Here is a 24,016-nt window from a genome sequence, read left to right as displayed (position 1 = left end):
CGTTACGGACGTGCCAATCTAGTCAAGAGCTTGCGTTGATTCCTTATTACCTTCCACATGCGCAAACTTAGCAGCAAGAGCTTCGCGAGACTTTCTATCGTCTTCTTCTTTTGCAAGCTTCTTAGCAACTTCTGGATCCCAAAGAACGTCTTCCTTATGCTTTGACCATTCACGCTCAAGCAATGGGGCCGCAAATTCAACCAGCGCGCTCATACCAGTTTCGCTATTTTCGCCACCATCGCCACTTTTTACGCAATCAACAAGCTCACGCCACTGATTATCCTTAAACATCATTCGAGGAATTCCAGCACACTCACACACTTCGTTAATATATAGGAATATAGGCAAAGTTTCGTAAATGTTGCTTGTTTTTTCAATAAGACTTTTAAGAATAAACAGTATTGCAGTAATTTTTTGCGATTCTACAGAATTAAGTCCGCAAAAATCACACTCTTGTTTTGCGCATCTAAACGCATCTTGCAAGCTCTCAACACTCCAATTACCAGCAACACTTAAAGAATCCGCAGCACCGTTGATTGCGTTAACATCGTTAGAAAGATTGGATTCAAGCTTGCTAAAAATAGCGTTAACATCATTCGTGTTGTTTTCTAGCTCTTCTTGCGCTTCGCTATAGTCTGGGTCGTAGCATAAATCCATATCATCGTAAGCGCTTGCAGCAGCCAAAAGCGCGTCAACTATCTCTTGCGGGCGTCCTGGAATTTCGTCTGCACCTTCATACACAAACTCTGCATCTGGAACAGTAACGTCTAAATCCGTAATAATTCGTGCAATAGCGCGAATCGCCCTAACTTCCAGGTTTTCCGCATATTTTGCGTCATTATCTAAATGGCGAGCCTCGCTTAAAGGCCACAATTTAGTCAAATCCGCGGCCGACTTTGCAGCAGACTCAAGCAAATCTAAAGCTTTTGAATCCAGCTTTTCTACAGAATCACCCATAATAACGCTCCTTCGCATTAGCTGTAAAAAACAGTTTCTACGCATCTTTTATGCATATTTTAAAGTCTATTGCTTATTATTCCACACGTTCTATTGCACACGCGCCGCAGGATCCACATATGTGATGGAAAGCACATTCATATTTGCGCAATCGAACGTAATCGAAGTAATCGACGCCAAGGCCGTTTTGCGCAAAAGCATATTGTGCTCCGCGTGACCCGTTTCTAGCAAATGACGATAAGACCATATTGGCGATTCGTGCGTTACAGCTACGATTTGCTCTCCTGGGTGATTTTTCACTTGCTCGCGCGCAAAATCGCCAACGCGCGCAGCAATGCTTTTGTAGGATTCTCCCCAACTTGGCTTCCACAAGTTAGATACAAGCTTCCAATTGTTGTTTTTCCACAAAGCGCCTTCGCCGTAGCCGATTCTTTTTCCTCGAAAATTGTTTTCTGCTTCGATTAGACGTTTGTCTAAAATAATCGGGCCGATTTGCAAAGCGCTTGCGATTTGTTGCGCTGTTTCTTGCGTGCGCTCTAAAGGAGACGAGTAAATCGCGCTAATCCCACGCATTTGCGGAACAGTCGCAATATATTGCGCAGTAGCTCTTGCCATTCGCACGCCTCGCGCAGAAAGATGGAATCCTGGCAATCTCTCGTAAAGCACGTGATTTGGATTTTCCACTTCCCCGTGGCGCACAAAATGAATAGTCGTAGCTTGCATATTTTATAAACCTACTTCCAAACCTACTTCCAGCCTTTTGGAGTGTGGCTTAACGACCACTCGCCCAACTTGTGAGCAAAAGTATTATCTTTAGCGGCATCATAATCAGGTTTTTGCGACTTTGTGTCGTCTAAAAGCCACTTTCTAATAACAAAATTCCACACAGCTACAACAACTGTTGCAATAAGCTTGCCAATGTTTGTGCGAAGCATGTAAATCGCAGTACCACGCAAAGCTTCAACCATTCCAAGCGTGCTAAGCCAAATAATCGCATCGTTAATAAGCAAACCAATAACTGCAGAAATAACAAAAATTAGCAATTCCATCCAACGAGCCATGTCTTCGCGGTGCTTAAACACGTACTTCATGCTGGCAATGTAGTTAAAAATAAGTGAGATTATAAAAGATATTGTTCCAGCAACAACGTTATTAAGATGCACAAGAAGAAGCAGATTTAGCAACGCTACGTCAATAATCAGCGCAATGATGCCTACGATTCCAAATTTAACAACCTGTTCAATAAGTTTTTTCATACATTCAATTAAACACGCGGAGGTTAACAATTCACTATAATTATTGCGTAGCGCAAGTTTATTATTGCGTAACACAAGTTGCGTAACACAAGTTTATAAAACTTAGCAAATTTATAAAATTTAGCAAAGGAGCGATTATGCCAGTTATTCACACTCACGTTTCTGTAAGCACTACACCTGCTCAGCGCGATGCCTTAAAAGCAGCGTACGGCAAGGCGATTAGCGCAGTTCCAGGCAAAAGCGAACATTGGCTTATGTGCCCATTTGAAGACAACATGCCAATTTATTTTGCAGGAGATAATACTAAACCTGCAGCTTACGTTGAAGTGAACGTGTTTGGTTCTAGCGTTCCAGGCTCGACTTGGGAAAAGTTGACAGAGCAGATTATGGCAGCTTTGAATCGCGAGCTTGGAATTCCACAGGATCGCACTTATATTCGCTACACTGCAACAACTGACTGGGGTTGGAACGGCGGCAACTTCTAGTCGCAAGTTTTATACAAAAATCGCCATCAAATAACTTAAAGACAAAGCCTACAGCACGTGAAAACGTGCCGTAGGCTTTTGATTTAATAATCCAGCTTTTGAAGATGGTATTGATTGGATAATGCGCAAAATTCCTTGCATATCAGCGGCGTCTGTCTCATATTTTTCCCGTCAGACGATGTAATTCAGTTGTCGACAAAATGTCGACAACTGAATTTTTTCTTATATGTTATGCGCTTTTACACAATACCAATAGTCACTAGGATCGATTGCCAAAATTAGGCTCGTCAACAGTAGACTCAGCAGATACAGCTAACGCATCCGACTCGTCAAACTCAGAGCTGCTTGAAGAATAGTCATCACTACTAGCAACGCTGCCTTCAAGATCTGGGCCAGCAGCTACGCGAGCCACTTCTTCCATACCTTTGTTGTCACATATAACCATGCGAACATAGCCAACAACAAATCCAACAACAGCAGGGCAAACCCAAGCCATTCCAAATTCCGAGAACGGCAACCAGTTTTGAGCAACAATCAACATATCGTTCATATGCAATGCGTTGCGCAAAGCTGTTGGCAAACTATTCAAAAAGTCAAATACAGCTGCAACACCAGTAAAACCAAGTGTCCAAGCATACACGACCTTGGAATTTCCAAAAAGTCGACCACACAAAGCCAAAAGAATCAATACGATTGACAGTGGATACAAGAACATCAATACTGGAACCGCGTATTCGATGATTGCGCTCAATCCAAAGTTTGCAAGACCAAACGAAACAAGCGTAATCAATACAGCCCAAACACGGTAGCTAGGACCCTTAGGGAATAACTTAGAGAAGGTTTCCGAGCAGCTTACGATTAATCCAACCGCAGTCTTTAAGCAGGCAAGCGTTACTGTTGCAGCAAGCACGAATAAGCCAGCATTTCCAAGATGGTAGCGTGCAACTTGTGCCAAAGTTACGCCACCATTTTCCGCAGGTGGGAACAGAGCACGGCTACGCACACCAACAACAACAATCGCAACGTAAATCAAAGCCATTAGCAAGCAGCTAAAGAATCCAGAGCGAGCAGTATTTACTGCCACATCTTTAGGATCTTTTACACCAAACTGGCGAATGGTGCTAACAACCACAATTCCAAATGCCAAGCTAGCTAAAGCATCCATTGTGTTGTAGCCATCTAAGAATCCCGTAAAGAATGACTTATTAACGTAATTTCCCATAGGAGCAGCATCTGAAGAAGCACCGCTTATAGGGGAAAATAGTGCAGTAAATACCAAAACCGCTAGGAACACAAGGAAGATTGGCGTAAGAACTTTACCAACCCACGTTAGTATGCCGCTTGGTTTCATAGCAAAGAAGAACGCGAGCGCAAAGAACACTACAGAGAACAAGAACAAGTACAATTGCCCATTTCCGTCTTGCGGAATAATTCGCTCCAAGCCAACAGTGTATGAAGTTGTTGCGCATCGCGGAATTGCAAAGAACGGGCCAATTGTTAAATAAAGAACGCATGTAAAGAACATGCCGTATTTTTTACTAGCTTTGCTTGAAAGTTCAAAAAGACCGTTTGCGCGACTCATTGCAAGAGCCGTAACGCCTAACAATGGCAAACCAACGCCAGTAACAATAAAGCCTAATGCTGCAGGAGCAGAATTGTTTCCCGCGTTAGCACCAAGGAATACTGGGAAAATAAGGTTTCCAGCGCCAAAGAACATGCCAAACAACATGACCGCCACGTATGCGGATTCAATAATTGTCAAGTTCCTTTTTTTCGGGGCACTGTCTGTGCTGACACTTTGTGTTGTGACGCTCATGCTTACACCTCCTATATGGTGAAAATTGTTTAAGCATATTATTTAACGCATTGAATAACAAAACTGAAACCGAAAAATAATATTAGGGGGTATATTAATAAATCGCATGTACTTAATAGACAAAAATTTGCAATTTCGCGCGTGTCTCCTAATCAAAATAAAAGGACGCCAACATAAAAGCTAGCGTCCTAAATAAAAAGCAAATGCGCAATAATAGCAAATGCGCTAAATCACATCTTGTCTGGAGCAGAAACACCAAGCAAATCAAGGCCAGAGGCGATTACTGTGCGCACAGCAGCGTTAAGCTTAAGTCGAGCTGCAGCACGTGCTGGCTCTGGGCACTTTGCAATGCGAATAGCCTCACGCTCTGCCTCTGGCAAGCGATTTTCTGGGTCGCTCAACTCCATTGGCACTACGCGCTCAAGGTTGTACCACTTGTGGTAGCTTGCGGCCAAATCCTCAAGATAATGCGCAACGCGGTGCGGAGCGCGCAAATCGCCAGCTTGCGCCAGAGCCGCAGGCCATTGCGCCAAAGCAGCCAACACTTCGCCGTCTGCCTCAGTATTAAGCAAGCTTAAATCGGCTCCATCTGCACTAATTCCAGCGTCTGCCGCGTTACGAGCCACATTGCAACTGCGCGCGTGAGCATATTGCACATAGTACACAGGATTATCGTTGCTGTGGGAAGCAAGCAAATCCAAATCAATATCAACGCTTGTGTTGTAATCTGTGCGAGCAAGAGAGTAGCGCGAAGCGTCAACGCCAATTGCATCAACTAAATCGTCAATCGTAATAACGTTTCCAGCGCGCTTGCTCATGCGCACAGGCTTGCCATCCTTCATAACATTTACCATCTGGCCAATAAGAATCTGCATGTTTTCGCCTGGCTTATCTCCAAAAGCCGCGCACATTGCCATCATTCTGCCAATATAGCCGTGATGATCCGCGCCAAGCATGTAGATTGCTACGTCTGCAGGATTCTGTTCGCGATGACGTTTGTTACGATAGTACGCAATATCTGCAGCAAAGTAAGCGTAATTGCCGTCAGACTTAATAATTACGCGATCTTTATCGTCGCCATGCTTAGTGGATTCAAACCAAGTTGCGCCATCTTTTTCAAAAATATCTCCACGCTCACGCAAGTCCGAAATAGCGCGCTCAACTTCGCCATCTTCATACAGGCTGTTTTCGTGGAACCACACGTCAAAACCAACACGAAAATCACGCATTGACTTGCGAATTTCCGCAAACATCATTGGCACTGCGCGCTTGCGGAACTCTTCTCGCTGCTCGGAATCACCTTCGCCAAGTGGCAAACCTTCTTCATCTTTTCCAAGATCAATTCGTGGCAAAGAAAGAACGTCAACGCCGTCCGCATTCGCTTCTTTTATAACAGCGTCCGCGATTTCGTTAATATACGCGCCTTTGTAGCCGTCTGCAGGCGTTTCTTCGCCGTGAGCTGCAGCAACTAAAGACTTTGCAAAACGGTTGATTTGCTCACCGTGATCGTTGAAGTAGTATTCGCGCACAACTTTTGCGCCGTTCGCTTCCAAAACTCGAGCCATAGAATCGCCAACTGCTGCCCAGCGTGTGCCACCAATGTGGATTGGGCCAGTTGGATTTGCGGAAACAAACTCAAGATTCAAAGTTTTGCCGCTCAAATGCGTATTCTTGCCAAAATCAGCACCCTGATTTAAGACCTCGTCTACAACTGCCGCTGCAGACGCGGAATCAAGCGTTATGTTAATAAAGCCAGGGCCTGCAACTTCTACGAGCGAAATACCTTCTGCTTCTTGCAAACGCTCGGCAAAAAGTTCAGCTAAATCGTGAGGCTTCATACCAGCTTTTTTAGCGAGCTGCATAGCAACGTTCGTTGCCCAATCGCCGTGCGCGCGATCTTTTGGCCTCATAACTGCAAGTTTTTCGGCAGCAGGAATCAAATCTTCTGTTAGATTGCCAGCTTTACCACTTGCTACTAAATCTTTAGCAATTTTTTCGATTAATTCACTTAAGCTTTCTGGATTCATGGTTTACAGTCTAGCGTTACCGCGCGATGCTTAGTTATTAAATACAAAAAAGCGCTGGGGTCGAAGGTTGACTTCCAGCGCTTTTGTTTTGCGATTAACTATTTGCAATTACTGGCAATTACTTCTTTTTTGCAGGAGCTTCACCGAGTTCGCTTTGAGCAACAGAAACGTTTACATTAGCTGCATCAGATTCCGCAGATTCAGATTCAGAATCAGAATCAGAAGAATCTCCAGCATCCGCAGCCTTAACAGCGTTAAGCTTTACTTCTCCAGTAACGCGTCCCGCTTCCGCAACGTCTCCCAAAGTCTCCTCAACAGCCTTATAAGCGTTTTGCGCTACATTCAAAGTAACTTGCAAAATAGGAGTCTTCATAGAAACTTTTGCCTCAGACTTAATCTTGCGCAAAGTAGCCAAAGCCTCGCCCGCGTAAGCCAAAGTGTCTGCAGAAACACCGTTTGCAGCAGCCTCATACGCCTTAGCGCATGGCCAGCTTGCGCGATGCACAGAACCTTCGCCATCATGCATCCAGCTCCACACTTCTTCCGTAGCGTAAGGCAAGTAAGGAGCAAGCAAGCGAGCCAAAGCGTCGAGTGCAAGACCAAGAGTTGTGCGAGCAGACTTTACAGCAGATTCACTTGGAGTGCGTCCAGTGGATTCCGCAGTTCCATAAGCACGATTCTTTGCAAGCTCAATGTAATCGTCGCAGAATTCCCAGAAGAAGGTTTCGATTGCTTCCAAAGCCTTAGAATGCTCATAAGATTCAAGCGCATCAGTTGCTGTACGAATAACGGATGCAAGCTTTGCCATAACAGAGCGATCCAAAACTTCCGTAACATCTGCAAAATCCCAATCCGCGCTGGCAGACTCAAGAACCTGATGTTCCTCATCTTCGCGACCAATCGCGAGCGCAAACTTAGTAGCGTTCAAAAGCTTAATCGCAAGGCGACGGCCAATCTTCATCTGACCTTCGTCGTAAGTTGCATCCAAACCAAGCTTTGCAGAAGTTGCCCAGTAACGCACAGCATCCGCACCAAACTCTTCGATTGGCTTATTTGGCACAACAACGTTGCCCTTAGATTTAGACATCTTCTTGTGGTCTGGGTCTAGAATCCAGCCAGAAAGCGCAGCATGCTTCCAAGGCAAGCAGCCGTTTTCAAGATGCGCGCGATCAACCGTACTAAACAGCCAAGTACGAATAATATCCTGGCCTTGTGGACGCAAATCCATTGGGAAAGTAGCCTTAAACAAAGCTTGATTTTCCTCACCTGGCTCTTCCCAACGAGTCACAATTTGTGGAGTTAAGGAAGATGTAGCCCAAGTATCCATAATGTCTTGCTCAGCAGTAAAGCCGTTTGGCTGATCTCGCTGAGATTCGTCGAATCCTTCTGGCACGTCAATAGTTGGGTCGATTGGCAAACGGTCTTCGCTAGGAGTCAAAGGATGCGCGTAATCCACTTCCCCATTTTCGTTTACTGGATACCAAAGTGGGAATGGTACACCAAAGAAGCGTTGGCGAGAAATAAGCCAGTCGCCATTCAAGCCATGAACCCAATTCTCGTAGCGCACGCGCATAAAGTCTGGGTGGAAGTTAAGCTCCTTGCCGCGCTCAATAAGCTCAGCGTTCAACTTTTCGTCCGTGCCGCCGTTCTTTAAGTACCATTGACGAGAAGTGACGATTTCCAAAGGTTTATCGCCCTTTTCGTAGAAATTCGTCATACGCTTTGTTGGCTTTGGATCGCCTTCCATATCTCCAGCTGCTTGCAAAGCTTCAACAACTTCCTTGCGAGCAGAGAACGTGGTTTTGCCGGCAATTTTCTCGAACATTTCGCGACCGGATTCATCCGTAATCCAATCAGGAGTAGTCATTACAATGCGGCCGTTTCGCTGAATGATTGGTCGAGTTGGCAAACTCAAATCGCGCCACCACTCAACGTCTGTTACATCACCAAAAGTGCAGCACATTGCAATGCCAGCACCCTTGTCCATTTGAGCTGCAGGATGCGCCAAAATCGGCACTTTCACCTTAAACAGCGGCGAGTAAACTTCTTTGCCAAAGTACTTCTTGTAACGCTCATCGTCTGGGTGTGCAATCAAAGACGTGCAAGCAGCAAGCAATTCTGGGCGCGTAGTCTCAATATAAATTGGCGTACCATCTTCAAAGCGGAAAGCAATCTTATGATAGAAACCAGGGTATTCGCGCGCTTCAAGCTCTGCCTGGGCAACTGCAGTCTGGAATGTAACATCCCACAAGCCTGGAGCATCCTTTTGGTAGGCTTCTCCGCGAGCAAGATTGCGCAAGAATGCTTTTTGCGCAACTCTGCGAGGCTGCTCGCCAATCGTGTGATAAGTTTGCGACCAGTCTACAGAAAGACCGAGCCTGCGCCACAATGCTTCAAAAAGCTTCTCATCTTGAGAAGTCAAGCGCTCGCAAAGCTCAATAAAGTTTTGCCTGCTTACAGGAACCTGATCTTTTGCCTCAATTTTCTTGCCTTCTGTGCCTTCAAATGGAGGCTTAAAATCAGAATCATATTTAAGCGAAGTATCTACGCGCACGCCGTAATAGTTTTGCACGCGGCGCTCTGTTGGCAAGCCGTTATCGTCCCAACCCATTGGGTAGAACACGTCAAAGCCTTGCATGCGCTTATATCGCGCAATCACATCCGTATGCGTGTAAGAAAATACGTGACCAACGTGCAAGTGGCCACTAACTGTTGGAGGCGGCGTATCGATTGAATACACGGCCTTACGGTCGCGAGAATTGTGGAATTCGTAAGTCTTAGCTTCATCCCAATTACTACGCCATTTGTCTTCAAGACCATCAACACCAACCTTATTAGGCAATGGTGTTAAATGTGCGTGTTTTACTGTGTTATCCTGTTCACTCATGAACTGAATATTAGAAACTCACTGAGACATCGCACTATAACAGAGCACTAAGAACTCACTAAGCCAGCACTATTTAACAGTCACATCATGCAAAGGAAGCAGCTGATCGGTCATGTTAGTAGGGTATCCACTAACATTATTCTTTGCAACAACAACGCTATTCCTTGCGTACAACCATCCCGAAACCGCGTAATCGCACAATTCTTTAGCGTACTTTTTAATGTTTTCTTCGTACTCTTGCGGACTTGTAGACTTCATTGCGTCTGCAAAATACTTTTGCGAAGCGTGATCTTGGAACAAGTAGTTAGACTTAGTGTCTGCATACATTCCAGAATCCAAAGTGTGATTAGTCCAAGTAAGAGCTAAGTCGTATTTGCCTTCGCGTATTCGCTGATCGATTACACTTTGGTCTAATTCTTCTAGTTTTACTGGGAATCCACCTGCATAGCTTAAGTTTTTTGCCATTTGATCGCAAACACTAGCCATTCCAGTTGGAACAAGCATTGTGATTCCGCGCAAATATCCTGCAACAAAGTAGTGGTACATACCGTAAGCTTTTTGAACGTCGTGAGGATACGTATTACTAAAATCTTCATACCCAGGAGACATAGGGTCGATTGGGCCACCAACAAGCTGGCCTCCAAAAGGATCGGAAGCAAGGATAACATTTGGCTCAATCACGTGTCTTGCAGCTCTACGAATTTGCTGATCGCAGAACATAGATGACATTCCCGTGTTAAAAGCAAACATTCTTAATCTTGTGCTTTTTCCCTTTACCAGCTTAGTGTTTGGCATTGTAGCCATTCGCTTGTTTTCATTTCCGTCTAATGGAATTGCCATTTGCACGCTGCCATCTTTAACAGCGTTTGCTAAAGACGTGTCATCGTTAAAATACTTAAGCGTTATGCTTTGGCATCCAGCTTGTCCCGCCCAATAATTGTTGTTTCTAGCAAGAACGAGATCCCCACCCTTGTTATATCCCTTTACTGTAAACGGGCCCGTTCCAATAGCGTCGGAAGCGTAGTTAACAAAAATGTTTGTGTTGTAAACAATTCCAGCTCTTCCAGCTAATCGCCTTGGCAAAAGTGGGTCTGGAGTTTTAAGAGTTATGTTTAGAACGCTAGGCCCAGAGTTAGAAACGCTTGTTATGTTTGTTAGCTTTTCGTAGCCAGGATAATTCTTTGTAATGCCTTGCTGAAGCGATTTAAGAACGGAACTTGAGTCCATTGGGTCTCCGTTAGCAAACTTAATTCCGCTGCGGAGCCTAAATTTATAATTCAATCCATCGTTCGAAACGCTCCAAGATTGCGCAAGCCCTGGGTGTAAAACATTGTTTTCGTCTCGTTTTACAAGTGTTTCGTAAACGTTCTCCAAAAGTGCCTGTTGTAAGGAATCACTATCGTCTGTTCTAATATCTAGCGAAGCTGGAGCCGTGCGTAATCCTATTGTTAAAGTTGAACTTGTCGCTGGAAAGATGTTTGTAGGTATTAAAGATCTTCCGCCTATAAACCGCCATCCGCCCCAAATTATTGCAGATAGAATGCCGATTAAAACAATAAATACAACCCATGGTTTAGCGCTTCGTCTAGTTCTATGCGCATATCTTGCACTACGCACATGCGAAGCAGATGAGTATCTTTCAAATTCAGGCATGATTAAAAGTTTATATCACCGTTTGAATTTGATTGCCGAATTTATACACAAAATAGTCTAAAAATATCCTAAAAATATTCTAAAAAATTTACTAGACGCCATTAATCTTGTGCAAATTTATTTTCTACAATCTAACAGAAGGGCATAAAAACCTAAGAGGACAATCGCCACAGCGCGGGTTTCTAGCAGTGCAAAACATTCTTCCGTGCAAAATAAGACGATGCGAAAGATTCGTCCATTCTTCTGGCGCAAAACAAGCTGTGACTTCTCGCTCGATTTTCGCTGCATCTTTAGCCTTAGCGCTAGAGTCACTCACCCAGCCAAGTCTTGACGTAACGCGCATAACATGCGTATCTACTGGAAATCCTGGAATATTAAAAGCGTTTCCTAAAACAACGTTTGCTGTTTTTCTTCCTACGCCTGGCAACTTTGTAAGATCTGCCATATTATTTGGAACAACGCCATTAAAATCTTTAACAAGTTTTTGCGAAAGCTCAATAATATGTTGCGATTTTACTCTATAAAAGCCAAGCGAATGAATTATTTCTTGCACGTTGCATATTTGCGCTTTTGCTAAATCAACTGGCGTTGGGTATGCCTTAAAAAGCTTACGCGTAACAAGATTTACGCGCTTATCTGTTGTTTGCGCGCTAAGAACAGTTGCGATTAAAAGCTCAAATGGGTTCGTAAAATTTAGCGCACATTTTGGATTTGGGATTTCTTCGCATAAAATCCTGTATTCTTCGCGCATTTTGTTTTTATTTATCACATTTACCGCATTGATTTTATTTGTGTTATCTATTGTGTTATTTATTTTATTCGTGTTATTTGTAGCCAATATAAGCCTAGTCTAAATCGTTGGAAACGCTTGAATCCTCGTCACGCGAATCGCCAGAATCCTCGCGATTAGCGTTTTGTGCATAATCGTCATTTTCAACTTCGTCAACTTGAGCTTCTAATGGGTCGAAACGATATCCAACGTTTCTAACTGTTACAATAACATGCTCATATTCAACGCCCAACTTTGCGCGAAGCCTACGAATATGAACGTCTACAGTTCGCGTTCCGCCATAGTAATCGTAGCCCCAAACCTCTTGAAGCAAATGTGCACGCGTAAAAACTCTACGAGGATGCTGAACAAAATACTTAAGCAGCTCAAATTCTTTATACGCTAAATCGATAGGCTTTCCGTGCAAGCTAACTGTGTAACTTTGCGTATCTACAACTAAGTCTCCAGAGCACATTTGACCGTTGCTGTTAACTTCAACGCTTGTGGAATCGGCAACAGTAGAGCCATGAGCAGAATCTGCAGATACAACTTTTTTAGCAGCTAAGCGCAATCTTCCTTCTACTTCTGCAGGAGAAGCGGTTGTTAACATAACGTCGTTAACGCCCCAAGATGGGTTTACAACTGTAAAACCGCCCTCTGTAAGAATTAGAATAATAGACATTGTTAAATTAGACGCGCGCACAAGAGAACACAGCGATTTTGCTAAAGATAAATCTTCTCTAGCATCAACAAGAAGAATTGTATCTTCGGGCATTTTAAGCATGCTAGAAGGTTCCATTGGCACTACGCGCACGCGATGCGAAAGAAGCGTTAACGATGGCAAAACTTTTGCAGGCGCGGCACAAGAGGTCATCAATGTAATATCCGTCATATTGACACCTCCATAGCGCATAGAATTGAATTAAAATTCAAAATCAAGCTGTTATAAAAAAGAATTGTAATCCATGCTTAAGAAGAATCAAAAAGCGCAAGTGTACGCTTGCATATAAAATGATGTAAATACATGATTAACAAATTAAATACACGGATTGAATACACAGATTGAATACTGCGTAAACGCGATAGGAGCGTACAATGAGCAACACTATTCAGCGCAACAAAATGTATGATCACATTACGATTGTTGTAACTCAATTTGTTGCTATAGTTCTTTTAGCATCTGCTGCAATGCTTCCATTTGCAACAACAAAAGCAGTTTTAACGGTTTGCATTCTTATTCTTCTTGCTTTAATAACTTTTTGGCCACTCAAAGGCTCCACAGCCGATAAAGCTATTCCTTTTCTTGCATCAGTAGCGTCTATGTGGTGCGCAACGTTGGCCTTAAAAGGATGGCTGCCAAGCAGCGTGATTGATGGCGAATCAGAAGTTAGTATTCACAAATTTGTTGCTGCTATTAGACCATACGAGCGATGGGCAGTAAACTTTGCGCTAATTCTTGTTGCAGCAACATTTGTTAGCTTTGCTAGACAAATGTTTAGAGAAGATAGGTCTAATCTTGTACGAAACCTATCTCATTGCCTTACTGCAAGTATTGCATGCGCAGCCTTGCCTGGATGGCTTTTCTTGCCGTCAATTATTAAATTCACTTTTTCTGTGCGCGTATTGGAACTTGGCGTGTTAGTGGCAATTCTTGGATTGTTTGTTGTGATTGTTTTGGCTGGCCTTTCTCACCTTTGGATTAAAGACGCGCAATACAATGCTGGAACAGTTTTTCCGCAAATTGGAACAGCTTTGATTCCAATTATGATGTGCGGAATGGTTGTTTACGGAGCTGGATTGGCAATGTTGCTTGTAGCATAAGCGATTAAAGTTAATGCTGGTTGTTTCACGCGTTGTTTCACGCAATATGTTTTATAGATAGCAATGTTTTATAGATAGCAATTACTTATTAAGATATTAAAGATATTAAAAAGTGTCTAACACATAAAATGCGTTAGACACTAATAGATACGTTGTTAAAACGTTCGGAAGCTTTGCGACTAATCGCAAGAACTACTTTTCGCTTTCTTCCAAACGCTTGCGAGCTGCAACGATTTCCTTCTCTGCTTGCTCAACTCCAGCCCAGAAGTCTCCAGGAAGAACTTCCTTGCCTGGCTCCAAAGCCTTGTATTGCTCAAAGAAGTGCTTGATTTCTGCCTTGTGATACTCGTTAACGTCATCAATATCTTTAATATCGTCAAAGCGAACATCTGCTGGCACGCACAAAACCTTGTCATCTCCGCCAGCTTCGTCAACCATGTGGTACAAACCAACAGCGCGGCATTCAACAACGCAACCAGGGAATACGGAATTTGGAATCATAACAAGAGCGTCAAGCGGATCGCCATCTTCGCCCAAAGTGCCATCAATGTAGCCGTAATCATCTGGATAGCCCATTGCAGTGAATAGAGTACGATCCAAAAATACGCGACCAGTTTCGTGATCAACTTCGTACTTATTCTTAGAGCCGCGTGGAATCTCTACCACAACGTTAAATGTTTCTGCCATTTTTACTCCTTAACGTAAAACTTAATGCTTAAGTACATTAGTACGTTTAAGCATTTGTTTATCAATCTAACGTTTGTACATCTAACTTAGACTGTTCAATCTAACTTTAGCGCGCAGCAAAGAGTATATAAAACACTACGCGCACGATAGCAATTCAGAACCAGTTAGATATACAGACTATATGCGGAATATATGCGAGACATATTTGTGTAATATATTTGCGACATGTGAAAAATAGTGCGCAATACGCTTTACGATATATGCACAAGCAAATCGAAGCAAAGCGCAATAATGCGCGATTTAGATAAACACAGAAAAATGGCGACTAACCAATGAGAAAAACACAAAGAAAAATATGAAAAATATTAATAAAAAATATTAATAAAAACAGTAAAACATTTGAAAAATATTTTAGCTCACATTAAAAAAACTCTCGTTAATTACGCAAAAATATGCTAAAAATCAAGGAAAACCTAAGACACGCTATAGGCGTCTTTAGTGTCTTAATACATAGATAATATGACTACGTTTTGGCGCGATACTAATGGGAAAAATCGAACATAAACACTTGTAAAACTGAATACAAAACTGAATACAAAAACACAACAAACACAACAAACACGTATTAAGTTGTAGGCAAGATGACAGAATTGAACAACGCAACAAACGCTGCAAACAAACGCAACGCTGCAATAGACGGCATGCGCGCGATCGCAATTATTGGAATTGTAGCGTTCCACTTGCGTCCAATTGTATTCAACGGCGGCTTTTTAGGCGTAACAATGTTTCTTGTTATGGCAGGATACTTTAGCACCGTATCTTTGCTAAAAATGTTCAGCGAGAATAACAATAAAAATTCGCATTTAGATGGCAACCAAGAAAGCCAGAAGAAAAAATCAAAACTTATTGCCTACTTTAAGTACTTGCTTAAACGCATAAAACGAATATGGCCTTCTACGCTGGGCATTATTGCACTAAGCGCACCACTTATGTGGCTGTTTTCGCCAAGCCTTTTAACAAAGTTGCAATCAGATGCTCTAAGCGGAGCAACATTTAGCAGCAACATGGCGTATGTTTTGCGAAAAGTCTCGTATTTTGAGCAATCGGGGCTGCCTTCTCCTATTAAGCATTTGTGGTACTTAGGCCTTATTATGCAAATGTTTATTTGCTGGCCTATTATTCTATGCGCAATTCTTAAAATAGTTAAATCAAAGTTCGTGCGAATGCTTGTTACAGCAACGCTTGCGATTGTGTCTGCGCTTACAAACATTGCAATAACAATTCTTTATGGAGAAGGGCAAACCATTGCACGCGTGTACTACGCTTTAGATACACGCGCATGTGAATTCTTAATCGGCGCGATTCTAGCAATGTATTGCACGTGGTTTAGTGGAAAATCTGCTATAAAAATCATCTCAGACGCGTGCCGCTACATTGTTGGAAGCAAAAGCGAAAAAGAACAAATTGAAAACCAAGAAAACGATTCGCAAAATGGCAAAAACAAAGGCAGACAGCCAATTTTAGAATCCATTGTAGGATTTGCTGCACTAGCATTTATTTTATTCTGCTTTATTAAACAAGACGGACTAAAAACGTGGATTGTGTACGGCGGTTATGCACTTTTTGCAATAGTTTGCGCAATTTTAATGCACGCTTGCATGCTAAAAAACAACATTTGCGCAAAGATACTTGGCACTAGCGTGTTAAGCTACTTAGGCAAGAGATCTTTTGTGATTTATCTTGTTCATTTTCCTATACTCGAAGTCTTAAATCCTGCAACTAGAACAACGCATATAACGCTATTTGAGCAGATTTTGCAATGCGTGATTGTTGTTGCTGCAGGTGAAGTATTTTACAGAATTTTTGAAATGCCATTTGCAAGTAAATATATGACTTTTAGTGTTAACACAAAATCAGAGAATGCAAAAGATAATTCGATGGATGATTCAAAAGATAATCCTATAGATGATTCTATAGATGAAAATAAAAACCTTGATCTTTCTAGCGATACTTTAAGCGTTAAAAGCAAAAACATTCGACTTCCATTTGTTCTACGAAGAGTTGCAACTACTGTGTGCGCAATAGCGTGCATAGTACTAATTGCTGCGCCATTAAACTGGAACAGCATTGCGCAGGCGCGAGCAATACAATTAAGACCAGAACTAACGAGTCAAGAACAAAACAATAAAACTCATTCGCAAAATGGCAAGCAAAAGCCAGAGTCAGGCCAAAGCTCAAAGTCAAACAATAACTCAAACAACAAGACAAACACAAAGTCAAACAACAAATCAAATCAAAATCAAAAAAGAAAAGTGGGCGGAAAGCGCCAAAATATAACAAAACAAACGCTTCCAACAAAGCCAAGCGCGCATAGAGTTCTAAACCCAATCGCAGAAAAAGTGCCAGCAAACATAAACACAAAACCTTGGAAAATTGACTCAAAACAAGACGTTTGCACGGCAGACATAACAATGGTTGGAGACTCCGTAACCGAAGGCGCAAAACCGTACCTTATAAAAGCTCTACCAAACGCTTGGATTGACGGAAAAGTTAGCAGGCAGATTTTCCACGGAGCCGAAGACTACCAAAAAGACATAGCCGAAAAACACCCTGGAAGCGTTGTAATCTACGAACTTGGAACCAACGGGCCGCCTAGAGACGAGTCAGTTTTACAAAACATGGTGAATATTACTGGCGGAAAGCCCGTGTACTTTGTAACAACTCGCGTGCCTCAACCTTGGCAAGACGAGACGAACGCAAAATTGCGCGCATTTGCATCAAAGCGCAAGAACGTTGGAATCATTGACTGGAATGGCACGAGCGCAGGCCATAGCGAGTTTCTAACAGACGACGGAATACACTTAACGCCTATTGGCGGGCCACAATACGCACGAATGATACGACTAGCCGTGTGCGGCGGATGACTTGCGCATAGCAAAACAAACCGCCCAAATCACGTCAAAATATTACGATGGTACATATGAGTGAGTTAATAACCCCATTTTCCCAAAGCAATAAGGGCGATTCGATTGCAGAATGGAAGAATCCTCTGCGAGACCCGCGCGACTTGCGACTAGCCAAAATCGCAGGCCCGTGCAGCCTTGTTATATTTGGAATCACGGGCGATTTAGCTAGAAAAAAGCTAATGCCAGCCGTATACGATTTAGCAAATCGCGGACTTTTGCCACCTGGCTTTGGCCTTACGGGATTCGCCAGACGCGACTGGACAGATGAGCATTTTGTAAACTTTGTGCGAGAAAATATTCAACAACATTGCCGCACGCCATTTTGCGAATCCACTTGGATTAATCTTGCAAAAGGCATACGGTTTGTTCGCGGAACATTCGACGACGCAAGCGCTTTCGAGCGATTAAGCAAAACCGTAAGCGAGTTAGACAGAGATCGCGGAACTCGCGGAAATCACGCGTTCTACATGTCTGTTCCACCATCCAGCTTCCCTGTTGTAGCACAACAATTGGCTGCATCTGGGCTTTCGCACTCCTCCGAAAACGCATGGAGACGAGTGATAATCGAAAAACCTTTTGGTCACGATTTAGCAAGCGCACAAGAGCTGGATCGCGTAGTTTCCGAGGTTTTTGACCCTAATTCCGTGTTCCGCATAGACCACTATTTAGGCAAAGAAACTGTGCAAAATCTGCTTGCTTTGCGCTTTGCAAACGCAATGTACGAGCCAATTTGGAATGCTAATTATGTTGACCACGTACAAATCACTATGGCAGAAGATATTGGCATAGGTGGCAGAGCTGGATATTACGATGGCATTGGCGCTGCTCGAGATGTTATTCAAAACCACTTGTTGCAACTAATGGCACTCACTGCTATGGAAGAGCCTGTAAGCTTTAGCGCTGGCGATTTAACAGCAGAAAAAACTAAGGTCTTGTCGGCTATACGATTGCCTAAAGATTTAGCTGCAAACACTGCAAGAGGCCAATACGCAGAAGGCTGGCAGGGGTCATATAAGGCTATTGGATATTTGCAAGAACAAGGAATTAGCCCAGATAGCACTACAGAAACATACGCTGCTGTGCGATTAGACGTAGACACTCGCCGATGGGCTGGAGTGCCATTCTACTTGCGAACTGGCAAACGCTTAGGTAAGCGAGTTACAGAGATTGCTGTGATTTTTAAGCGCGCCCCACACTTGCCTTTTGAGACTACTGCTGTGCGCGAACTTGGAAACAATGCTATTGTGATTCGCGTTCAGCCAGACGAAGGCGTAACAATGCGATTTGGCGCAAAAGTGCCAGGCGGAACGTCTATGGAAGTTCGCGATGTTTCTATGGACTTTAGCTATGGAAGGTCTTTTACAGAAAACTCTCCAGAAGCATACGAACGCCTTATTTTAGACGTTTTACTTGGCGAGCCGCCACTCTTCCCAACAACGCAAGAAGTTGATTTAAGTTGGAAGATTTTGGATCCGATTGAAGATTTTTGGGCTTCGCTTAACACGCGTCCGCAACCATACCGTGCTGGAACTTGGGGACCAGCGGAAGCTGACGCTATGCTTGCTCGTAATAATCGCCATTGGAGGCTGCCATGATTATTAATCTTCCTAACACAAACACATCTAAAATATCTGCAAAAATCGACGAGCTTCACGAAGAACGAGGCGAATCCGCAAGTGGCCGCGTGCTCACTCTTCTTATTGACACCACTCTTAAAGAGCTTGAAAACGCACTGGGCGCAGCAAATGCAGCTAGTCGCGAGCATCCTTGCAGAGTTATTGCGATTGTTCGCGATTGGCAAAGCGCTAATCCAAGTTTGCATAATCAAAATCAAGAAGATCAAAATCAAGAAGAAGAAACGCCAAACTTAGACGCTCAAGTGCGATTTGGAGCAGATGCTGGCGCAGGCGAAATCATTATTCTCTATCCACATAATGACCTTGTTCGCCACCCAGATACGCTTGTTATTCCTCTGCTTGTTCCAGACGCGCCGATTGTTGCATGGTGGCCTACAAACGCACCCGAAAATCCTGCTAACGACTTGCTTGGAGCTATGGCAAGCAGCAGAATTACAGACGCTCAACGGGCCAGCAACACTCTTGAAACTGTACAAAATCTGCGCAAAAATTGGTCCTCTAAAGACGTGGATCTTTCTTGGACGCGCATTACGTCTTGGCGCGCAATGCTGGCTTCTATGCTTGATCAGCCGCCGCACTTACCGATTCTTAGCGTTAAAGTTAGCGGCCCTAAGCATTACGTTCCGTTGCATTTGCTTGCGCAATGGCTAAAAATCTCACTTAATGTTCCTGTAGAAATTGTTGAAGATTCAAGCTCGCATGCAATTACAGAAGTAAGTCTTAAGAGGCAAGATGGCGAGCTTTCTTTAACGCGACCTTCTGGCAGTAGTCAAGCAATAATAAGTCTTCCTGGGCAAGCTTCTCAGCCGATTTCTATGCCGATTCGTTCTTTGCAAGACTGCTTAAGTGAAGAATTACGCAGAATTGACCCAGACGAGATTTATGCGCAGCTTATTCACGCAAATTGTTGCACAATGCAGAGTAACGAACTTGCAAGATAACGAACTCTAATACAACAAGTAAAAATAATAAAAGGATTCATTATGGCTAAAGATTTTAGATTTGCGCATAACGCAACAGTGTACGGCTACGACAATCAAGATATTTTAGCTGCTGTTGCTGCGCAAAAACTTGTGACTTTGATTATGCAATGGCAAAACAATGTTGAAAATCTTAATAAGCCATTCCATCTTTTGCTAACAGGTGGAACAGATTCGATTCGCATGTTTCAAATGTTAGCTAGCAACCCATTGCTTCCAGCAATCGACTGGTCTAATGTGCATATTTGGTGGGCAGATGAGCGTTTTGTAGCTTATAACAGCGAAGATCGTAATGCACGCAAGGCTCGCGAGTTGCTTCTTAACATACTTAGCGATCACAAAGTTTTGCAGGAGTCTCATATTCACGAAATGCCTGCAGATGAGCGTAATGCGGAGGAAATTGCAAAAGCCAGCGACGCTGAAAATGACGCTATTTTAGACGCTGCTGCACGCGAATACGAAGAAGAAATTATAGGCTTACTTGGCAAAGAGCCAGTGTTTGATTTGGCGATTCTTGGCATGGGACCAGACGCGCATATAGCTTCACTTTTCCCAGGATTGCCGCAAATTCATAATCGCGATCGCATAGTTTTAGGCGTGAATCACTCCCCTAAGCAGCCGCCAATGCGATTAACGCTTAGCGTTCCCGTGCTGGCTCATAGCCGCCGCACTTGGTTCTTAACTGCTGGCGAGCAAAAAGGAAAAGCTTTAATGAACGCGCTTTCTGGCAACAATAACCCAGATTATCCTGCGTCTTTTGCTAACGGAACTGAAGAAATCGCATGGCTAACTACTGCCGAAACTTTGCGCGCTGCAATCCAATAATATGCATAATATTCAATCAACTAAAAATTGAATAAACATAGCCTAGATGTCGCATTTGCGAAAATATGGCTTTCAAAACATAGCGCATTTGGGAAAAACAGCCCCTAAAAACATAGCGCATTTGGGAAAATCTGCTTGACAAAACATGGCGCATTTGGGAAAATCTTTATAAAACCATTGAAATATCAAGGAAAACTACACTCTGCAACAATTGAACAAATCAAGCACAAATTTATATTCCAAGAAAGAGCGCAAAACCCACATGTTTGATAGAAAGATATACAAAGAAATGCTGAAATGGAAGCATGAATATGCACCAAATTATGCGCTTTTTCTTAAGGGAGCAAGACGAGTCGGTAAAACAACGTTAGCAGAAAAGCTTGGAAAAGAAGAATACAAGTCTTATATTCTGATTCGTTTCGATCAAACCGAAGAAGATATTAAGCAGCTTTTTATAAACAGTCTAAGAGATTTAGATACTCTATTTAACACGATACAGTTAGCTTACAATACCAGACTTTATAAGCGAGAATCTCTTATAATACTTGATGAAATACAATTATTCCCACAAGCACGGCAAGCAATAAAAACTCTACTTGAAGATGGTCGTTACGATTACATTGAAACAGGATCGCTTGCTTCTATTACAAAGAAAAGCAAGGATATTCTCATACCTTCAGAAGAGTACACATTAGAAGTACTGCCACTTGATTATGAAGAATACTTATCAGCGAACGATAACGACCTGATTTTCCCTACTATTAAAGGTCACTTTGAATCACTCAAACCTATGGGCAGTATGCACCAGAGCATAATGAAATCTTTCAGAGAATACATGCTGGTTGGTGGAATGCCACAAGCTGTTCAAGCATACGTTGATACAAAAGATTTTGCGAAGGTTGATTTTGCTAAACAGCAAATAATCAATCTTTATAAGCAAGATATGCAAGATCAGGAAGAAGAGAACCCTACTTACGTAACTAATTTTTTCGATAGAGTTCCTGCAGAGCTTTCCAAACACGACAAGCGTTACGTGCTATCCCACGTAGATTCCAACGCGCGTATTAAAGAATATAGGGATCCAATACGTTGGCTAGAAGAAGCAATGATAATAAATATTGCAAACAGCGTTGAAGACCCAAGTGTAGCTTTGAATCTATCTACTATCAACCCTTCCTTCAAATGCTACATGATGGATACAGGACTGTTAACTTCATTAGCATACAAAGATAGACCTTACTTAGAAAATGAACTTTATAAGGCAATTCTGCTAGACAAACTACATGTTAATGAAGGAATGATAATAGAAAATATTGTCTCACAGTGTCTAAAAGCAAATGGACACAACGCGTATTTTTACAAAAAAACAAGTATCGATACCAAAAAGACAGTAATGGAAATAGATTTTCTCTTGCGCAAAAGCAACAAGATTATTCCAGTAGAAGTGAAATCTGGTAGTAGTAAAAGTGTGAAGTCAATAACAAACTTTATGGAAGCTTTTAGTAAAACCAGCAGCGAAGGAATCGTGCTTCACCATGGAGAAATTAAGCGCGAAGGTAAACTGCTTTACTTACCGTACTACATGGCTTCTGTGTTGTAAAAACAAGGCGTCGCATGCAAAACCTATACATGCGACGCTTACGCAAGAATTATTTTTATATTATATTAGTTTTAATCTTGCTTTACTTCTGGGCGATTAGGCTCTGCCCACAAAGTGTGGAATACGCCTGGCTCGTCAATGCGCCCGTATGTGTGCGCGCCGAAGAAATCGCGCTGAGCTTGAATGAGTGATGCTGGCAAACGCTTAGAACGCAAGGCATCGTAGTATGCAAGCAAGCTAGAGAATGCTGGAACAGGCACGCCATGCTCAACTGCACGCGCAATAACACGTCGCCAAGCAGCTTGCGACTTTTCAATAGCATCCTTAAAGTACGGCGCAAAAAGCAAGGAAACACTTGCCTGCCCAGATTCAAAAGCCTCGGAAACGCGGTTCAAAAACTGAGCACGAATAATGCATCCGCCGCGCCAAATGCGAGCAACAGCAGCCTGGTCAATCTTCCAATCATGCTCAATTGCAGCAGCAGCAATCTCGTCAAAGCCTTGCGCATAAGAAACAATCTTAGAAGCGTACAAAGCTTGGCGAATATCCTCAATAAATGCCTTACGCTCAGAATCGTTCAAATCAAAATGCATATCTGGGCCAGTCAATCCCTGGTTTTCTGCAGCTTCACGCAAAACAACTTGGCTTGAAAGTCCGCGAGCGAACACAGCTTCTGCAATACCCGTTACAGGGATTCCAAGCGAAAGCGCAGATTGCACAGTCCAAGTACCCGTGCCCTTCATTCCAGCGTGATCCACCATCATCTCAACCAAAGGCTTACCAGTCTTAGCGTCTTTCTGGCGAAGCACATCCGCAGTAATCTCAATCAAATAAGAATCAAGCTCGCCCTTGTTCCACTCGCTAAACACATCTGCAATGTCTTCGGACTTCATGCCCAAACCGCGAAGCATTAAATCGTAGCTTTCGGCAATAAGTTGCATATCGGAGTACTCAATGCCGTTGTGAACCATTTTTACAAAGTGACCAGCACCATCGGTGCCAATATGCGTTACGCAAGGCTCGCCTTCTGCAACAGCCGCAATCGACTTTAAGATAGGGCCGAGCGTCTTCCAAGATTCCTCCGTTCCACCAGGCATCATCGAAGGGCCGCGCAAAGCACCTTCTTCTCCGCCAGAAACACCACAACCAACGTAGTGAAGACCGCGCGCGCGAATGTTTTTCTCTCGGCGAATCGTGTCTTCAAAGTAGGAGTTTCCGCCGTCAACGATAATATCTCCTGGCTCCATAGCATTTGCAAGCTCTTCAATAACAGCGTCTGTAGGGGCACCAGCTTTTACCATAATAATTGCTGTGCGCGGACGCTTAAGCGAAGCCACAAACTCTTCAACGGTTTTTGCAGGCACAAAATCGCCTTCGCTGCCGTGCTGATTCATCAACGTTTCTGTGCGCGAATAATGACGATTATAAACAGCAACTGTATTGCCGTGATGCGCAAGATTTCGCGCCAAATTCGATCCCATAGCTGCCAAGCCAACAACACCAATATTTGCTCTAGCTTGAGTTTCCGCCATTTTGCACCTCTATCTTTTAATATTTATAACAGTAATATTTATAACCGTTTTATTATTTTATGATTGTTTTATCTTTAACACTTAACCAATCAAAACACACTTTTTTAAGTTTATCGTT

General features: G+C 43.0%; 18 protein-coding genes. 7 read left to right on the top strand and 11 right to left on the bottom strand.

Going from position 1 to position 24,016, the window contains the following annotated elements:
- Positions 1 to 18: 18 nt before the first annotated feature.
- The 3 genes from NYP69_RS05390 to NYP69_RS05380 form a co-directional block, all read right to left on the bottom strand.
- Positions 19 to 957 (bottom strand): hypothetical protein, encoded by a 939-nt coding sequence (locus tag NYP69_RS05390; RefSeq protein ID WP_473413011.1) that lies wholly within the window; start codon positions 955 to 957, stop codon positions 19 to 21.
- A 90-nt stretch (positions 958 to 1,047) separates the two neighbouring features.
- Positions 1,048 to 1,680, bottom strand: a complete 633-nt coding sequence (locus tag NYP69_RS05385) for a histidine phosphatase family protein (RefSeq protein WP_464411020.1) — start codon at positions 1,678 to 1,680, stop codon at positions 1,048 to 1,050.
- Between the two features lie 23 nt (positions 1,681 to 1,703).
- On the bottom strand, positions 1,704 to 2,213 hold the full coding sequence (locus NYP69_RS05380) for a GtrA family protein (RefSeq protein ID WP_162861489.1): 510 nt from the start codon (positions 2,211 to 2,213) through the stop codon (positions 1,704 to 1,706).
- 137 nt (positions 2,214 to 2,350) lie between these two features.
- Here NYP69_RS05380 and NYP69_RS05375 point away from each other — a divergent pair, with 137 nt between their 5' ends.
- The gene (locus NYP69_RS05375; protein ID WP_018620267.1) at positions 2,351 to 2,698 is read left to right on the top strand and encodes a phenylpyruvate tautomerase MIF-related protein; all 348 of its coding nucleotides are present in this window, start codon (positions 2,351 to 2,353) and stop codon (positions 2,696 to 2,698) included.
- Between the two features lie 259 nt (positions 2,699 to 2,957).
- Here NYP69_RS05375 and brnQ read toward each other — a convergent pair whose 3' ends face one another.
- The 6 genes from brnQ to NYP69_RS05345 all read right to left on the bottom strand — a co-directional run bounded on the left by brnQ (position 2,958) and on the right by NYP69_RS05345 (position 12,742).
- Entirely contained in the window at positions 2,958 to 4,514 is a 1,557-nt protein-coding gene (gene brnQ, locus NYP69_RS05370) for a branched-chain amino acid transport system II carrier protein (RefSeq protein ID WP_347343766.1), read from the bottom strand.
- Between the two features lie 230 nt (positions 4,515 to 4,744).
- Entirely contained in the window at positions 4,745 to 6,541 is a 1,797-nt protein-coding gene (gene argS / locus NYP69_RS05365) for an arginine--tRNA ligase (RefSeq protein WP_427898086.1), read from the bottom strand.
- 118 nt (positions 6,542 to 6,659) lie between these two features.
- On the bottom strand, positions 6,660 to 9,428 hold the full coding sequence (gene valS / locus NYP69_RS05360; RefSeq protein WP_473413010.1) for a valine--tRNA ligase: 2,769 nt from the start codon (positions 9,426 to 9,428) through the stop codon (positions 6,660 to 6,662).
- A 69-nt stretch (positions 9,429 to 9,497) separates the two neighbouring features.
- Positions 9,498 to 11,081, bottom strand: a complete 1,584-nt coding sequence (locus NYP69_RS05355; RefSeq protein WP_473410713.1) for an ABC transporter substrate-binding protein — start codon at positions 11,079 to 11,081, stop codon at positions 9,498 to 9,500.
- A 124-nt stretch (positions 11,082 to 11,205) separates the two neighbouring features.
- Positions 11,206 to 11,832 (bottom strand): endonuclease III, encoded by a 627-nt coding sequence (gene nth / locus NYP69_RS05350; protein ID WP_128813805.1) that lies wholly within the window; start codon positions 11,830 to 11,832, stop codon positions 11,206 to 11,208.
- A 94-nt stretch (positions 11,833 to 11,926) separates the two neighbouring features.
- Positions 11,927 to 12,742, bottom strand: coding sequence for a winged helix-turn-helix domain-containing protein (locus NYP69_RS05345; protein WP_473413009.1), 816 nt, complete (start codon positions 12,740 to 12,742; stop codon positions 11,927 to 11,929).
- Between the two features lie 203 nt (positions 12,743 to 12,945).
- On the opposite strand from NYP69_RS05345, the gene NYP69_RS05340 reads away from it, so the two are divergent.
- Entirely contained in the window at positions 12,946 to 13,671 is a 726-nt protein-coding gene (locus NYP69_RS05340; protein WP_020759198.1) for a hypothetical protein, read from the top strand.
- Positions 13,672 to 13,863: 192 nt separating this feature from the next.
- Here NYP69_RS05340 and NYP69_RS05335 read toward each other — a convergent pair whose 3' ends face one another.
- Positions 13,864 to 14,358: an inorganic diphosphatase gene (locus NYP69_RS05335; protein WP_004105658.1), complete on the bottom strand. Its 495-nt coding sequence runs from the start codon at positions 14,356 to 14,358 to the stop codon at positions 13,864 to 13,866.
- A gap of 641 nt (positions 14,359 to 14,999) precedes the next feature.
- On the opposite strand from NYP69_RS05335, the gene NYP69_RS05330 reads away from it, so the two are divergent.
- From NYP69_RS05330 to NYP69_RS05310, 5 genes are all read left to right on the top strand, one after another.
- The gene (locus tag NYP69_RS05330) at positions 15,000 to 17,282 is read left to right on the top strand and encodes an acyltransferase family protein (protein ID WP_473413008.1); all 2,283 of its coding nucleotides are present in this window, start codon (positions 15,000 to 15,002) and stop codon (positions 17,280 to 17,282) included.
- A gap of 56 nt (positions 17,283 to 17,338) precedes the next feature.
- Positions 17,339 to 18,919, top strand: a complete 1,581-nt coding sequence (gene zwf / locus NYP69_RS05325) for a glucose-6-phosphate dehydrogenase (RefSeq protein ID WP_367301896.1) — start codon at positions 17,339 to 17,341, stop codon at positions 18,917 to 18,919.
- The gene (locus NYP69_RS05320; RefSeq protein ID WP_473410710.1) at positions 18,916 to 19,902 is read left to right on the top strand and encodes a glucose-6-phosphate dehydrogenase assembly protein OpcA; all 987 of its coding nucleotides are present in this window, start codon (positions 18,916 to 18,918) and stop codon (positions 19,900 to 19,902) included. Before zwf ends, NYP69_RS05320 begins: the two co-directional genes overlap by 4 nt.
- 42 nt (positions 19,903 to 19,944) lie before the next feature.
- Positions 19,945 to 20,766: a 6-phosphogluconolactonase gene (gene pgl, locus NYP69_RS05315; protein ID WP_415702749.1), complete on the top strand. Its 822-nt coding sequence runs from the start codon at positions 19,945 to 19,947 to the stop codon at positions 20,764 to 20,766.
- Between the two features lie 262 nt (positions 20,767 to 21,028).
- Positions 21,029 to 22,366 (top strand): ATP-binding protein, encoded by a 1,338-nt coding sequence (locus NYP69_RS05310; RefSeq protein WP_004131609.1) that lies wholly within the window; start codon positions 21,029 to 21,031, stop codon positions 22,364 to 22,366.
- 71 nt (positions 22,367 to 22,437) lie between these two features.
- Here NYP69_RS05310 and gndA read toward each other — a convergent pair whose 3' ends face one another.
- Positions 22,438 to 23,898, bottom strand: a complete 1,461-nt coding sequence (gene gndA / locus NYP69_RS05305) for an NADP-dependent phosphogluconate dehydrogenase (protein ID WP_346284185.1) — start codon at positions 23,896 to 23,898, stop codon at positions 22,438 to 22,440.
- Between the last annotated feature and the right edge of the window lie 118 nt (positions 23,899 to 24,016).

It is taken from the genome of Gardnerella sp. c17Ua_118 (assembly GCF_055804255.1).
This window is presented reverse-complemented; position numbering and strand designations above follow the sequence as displayed.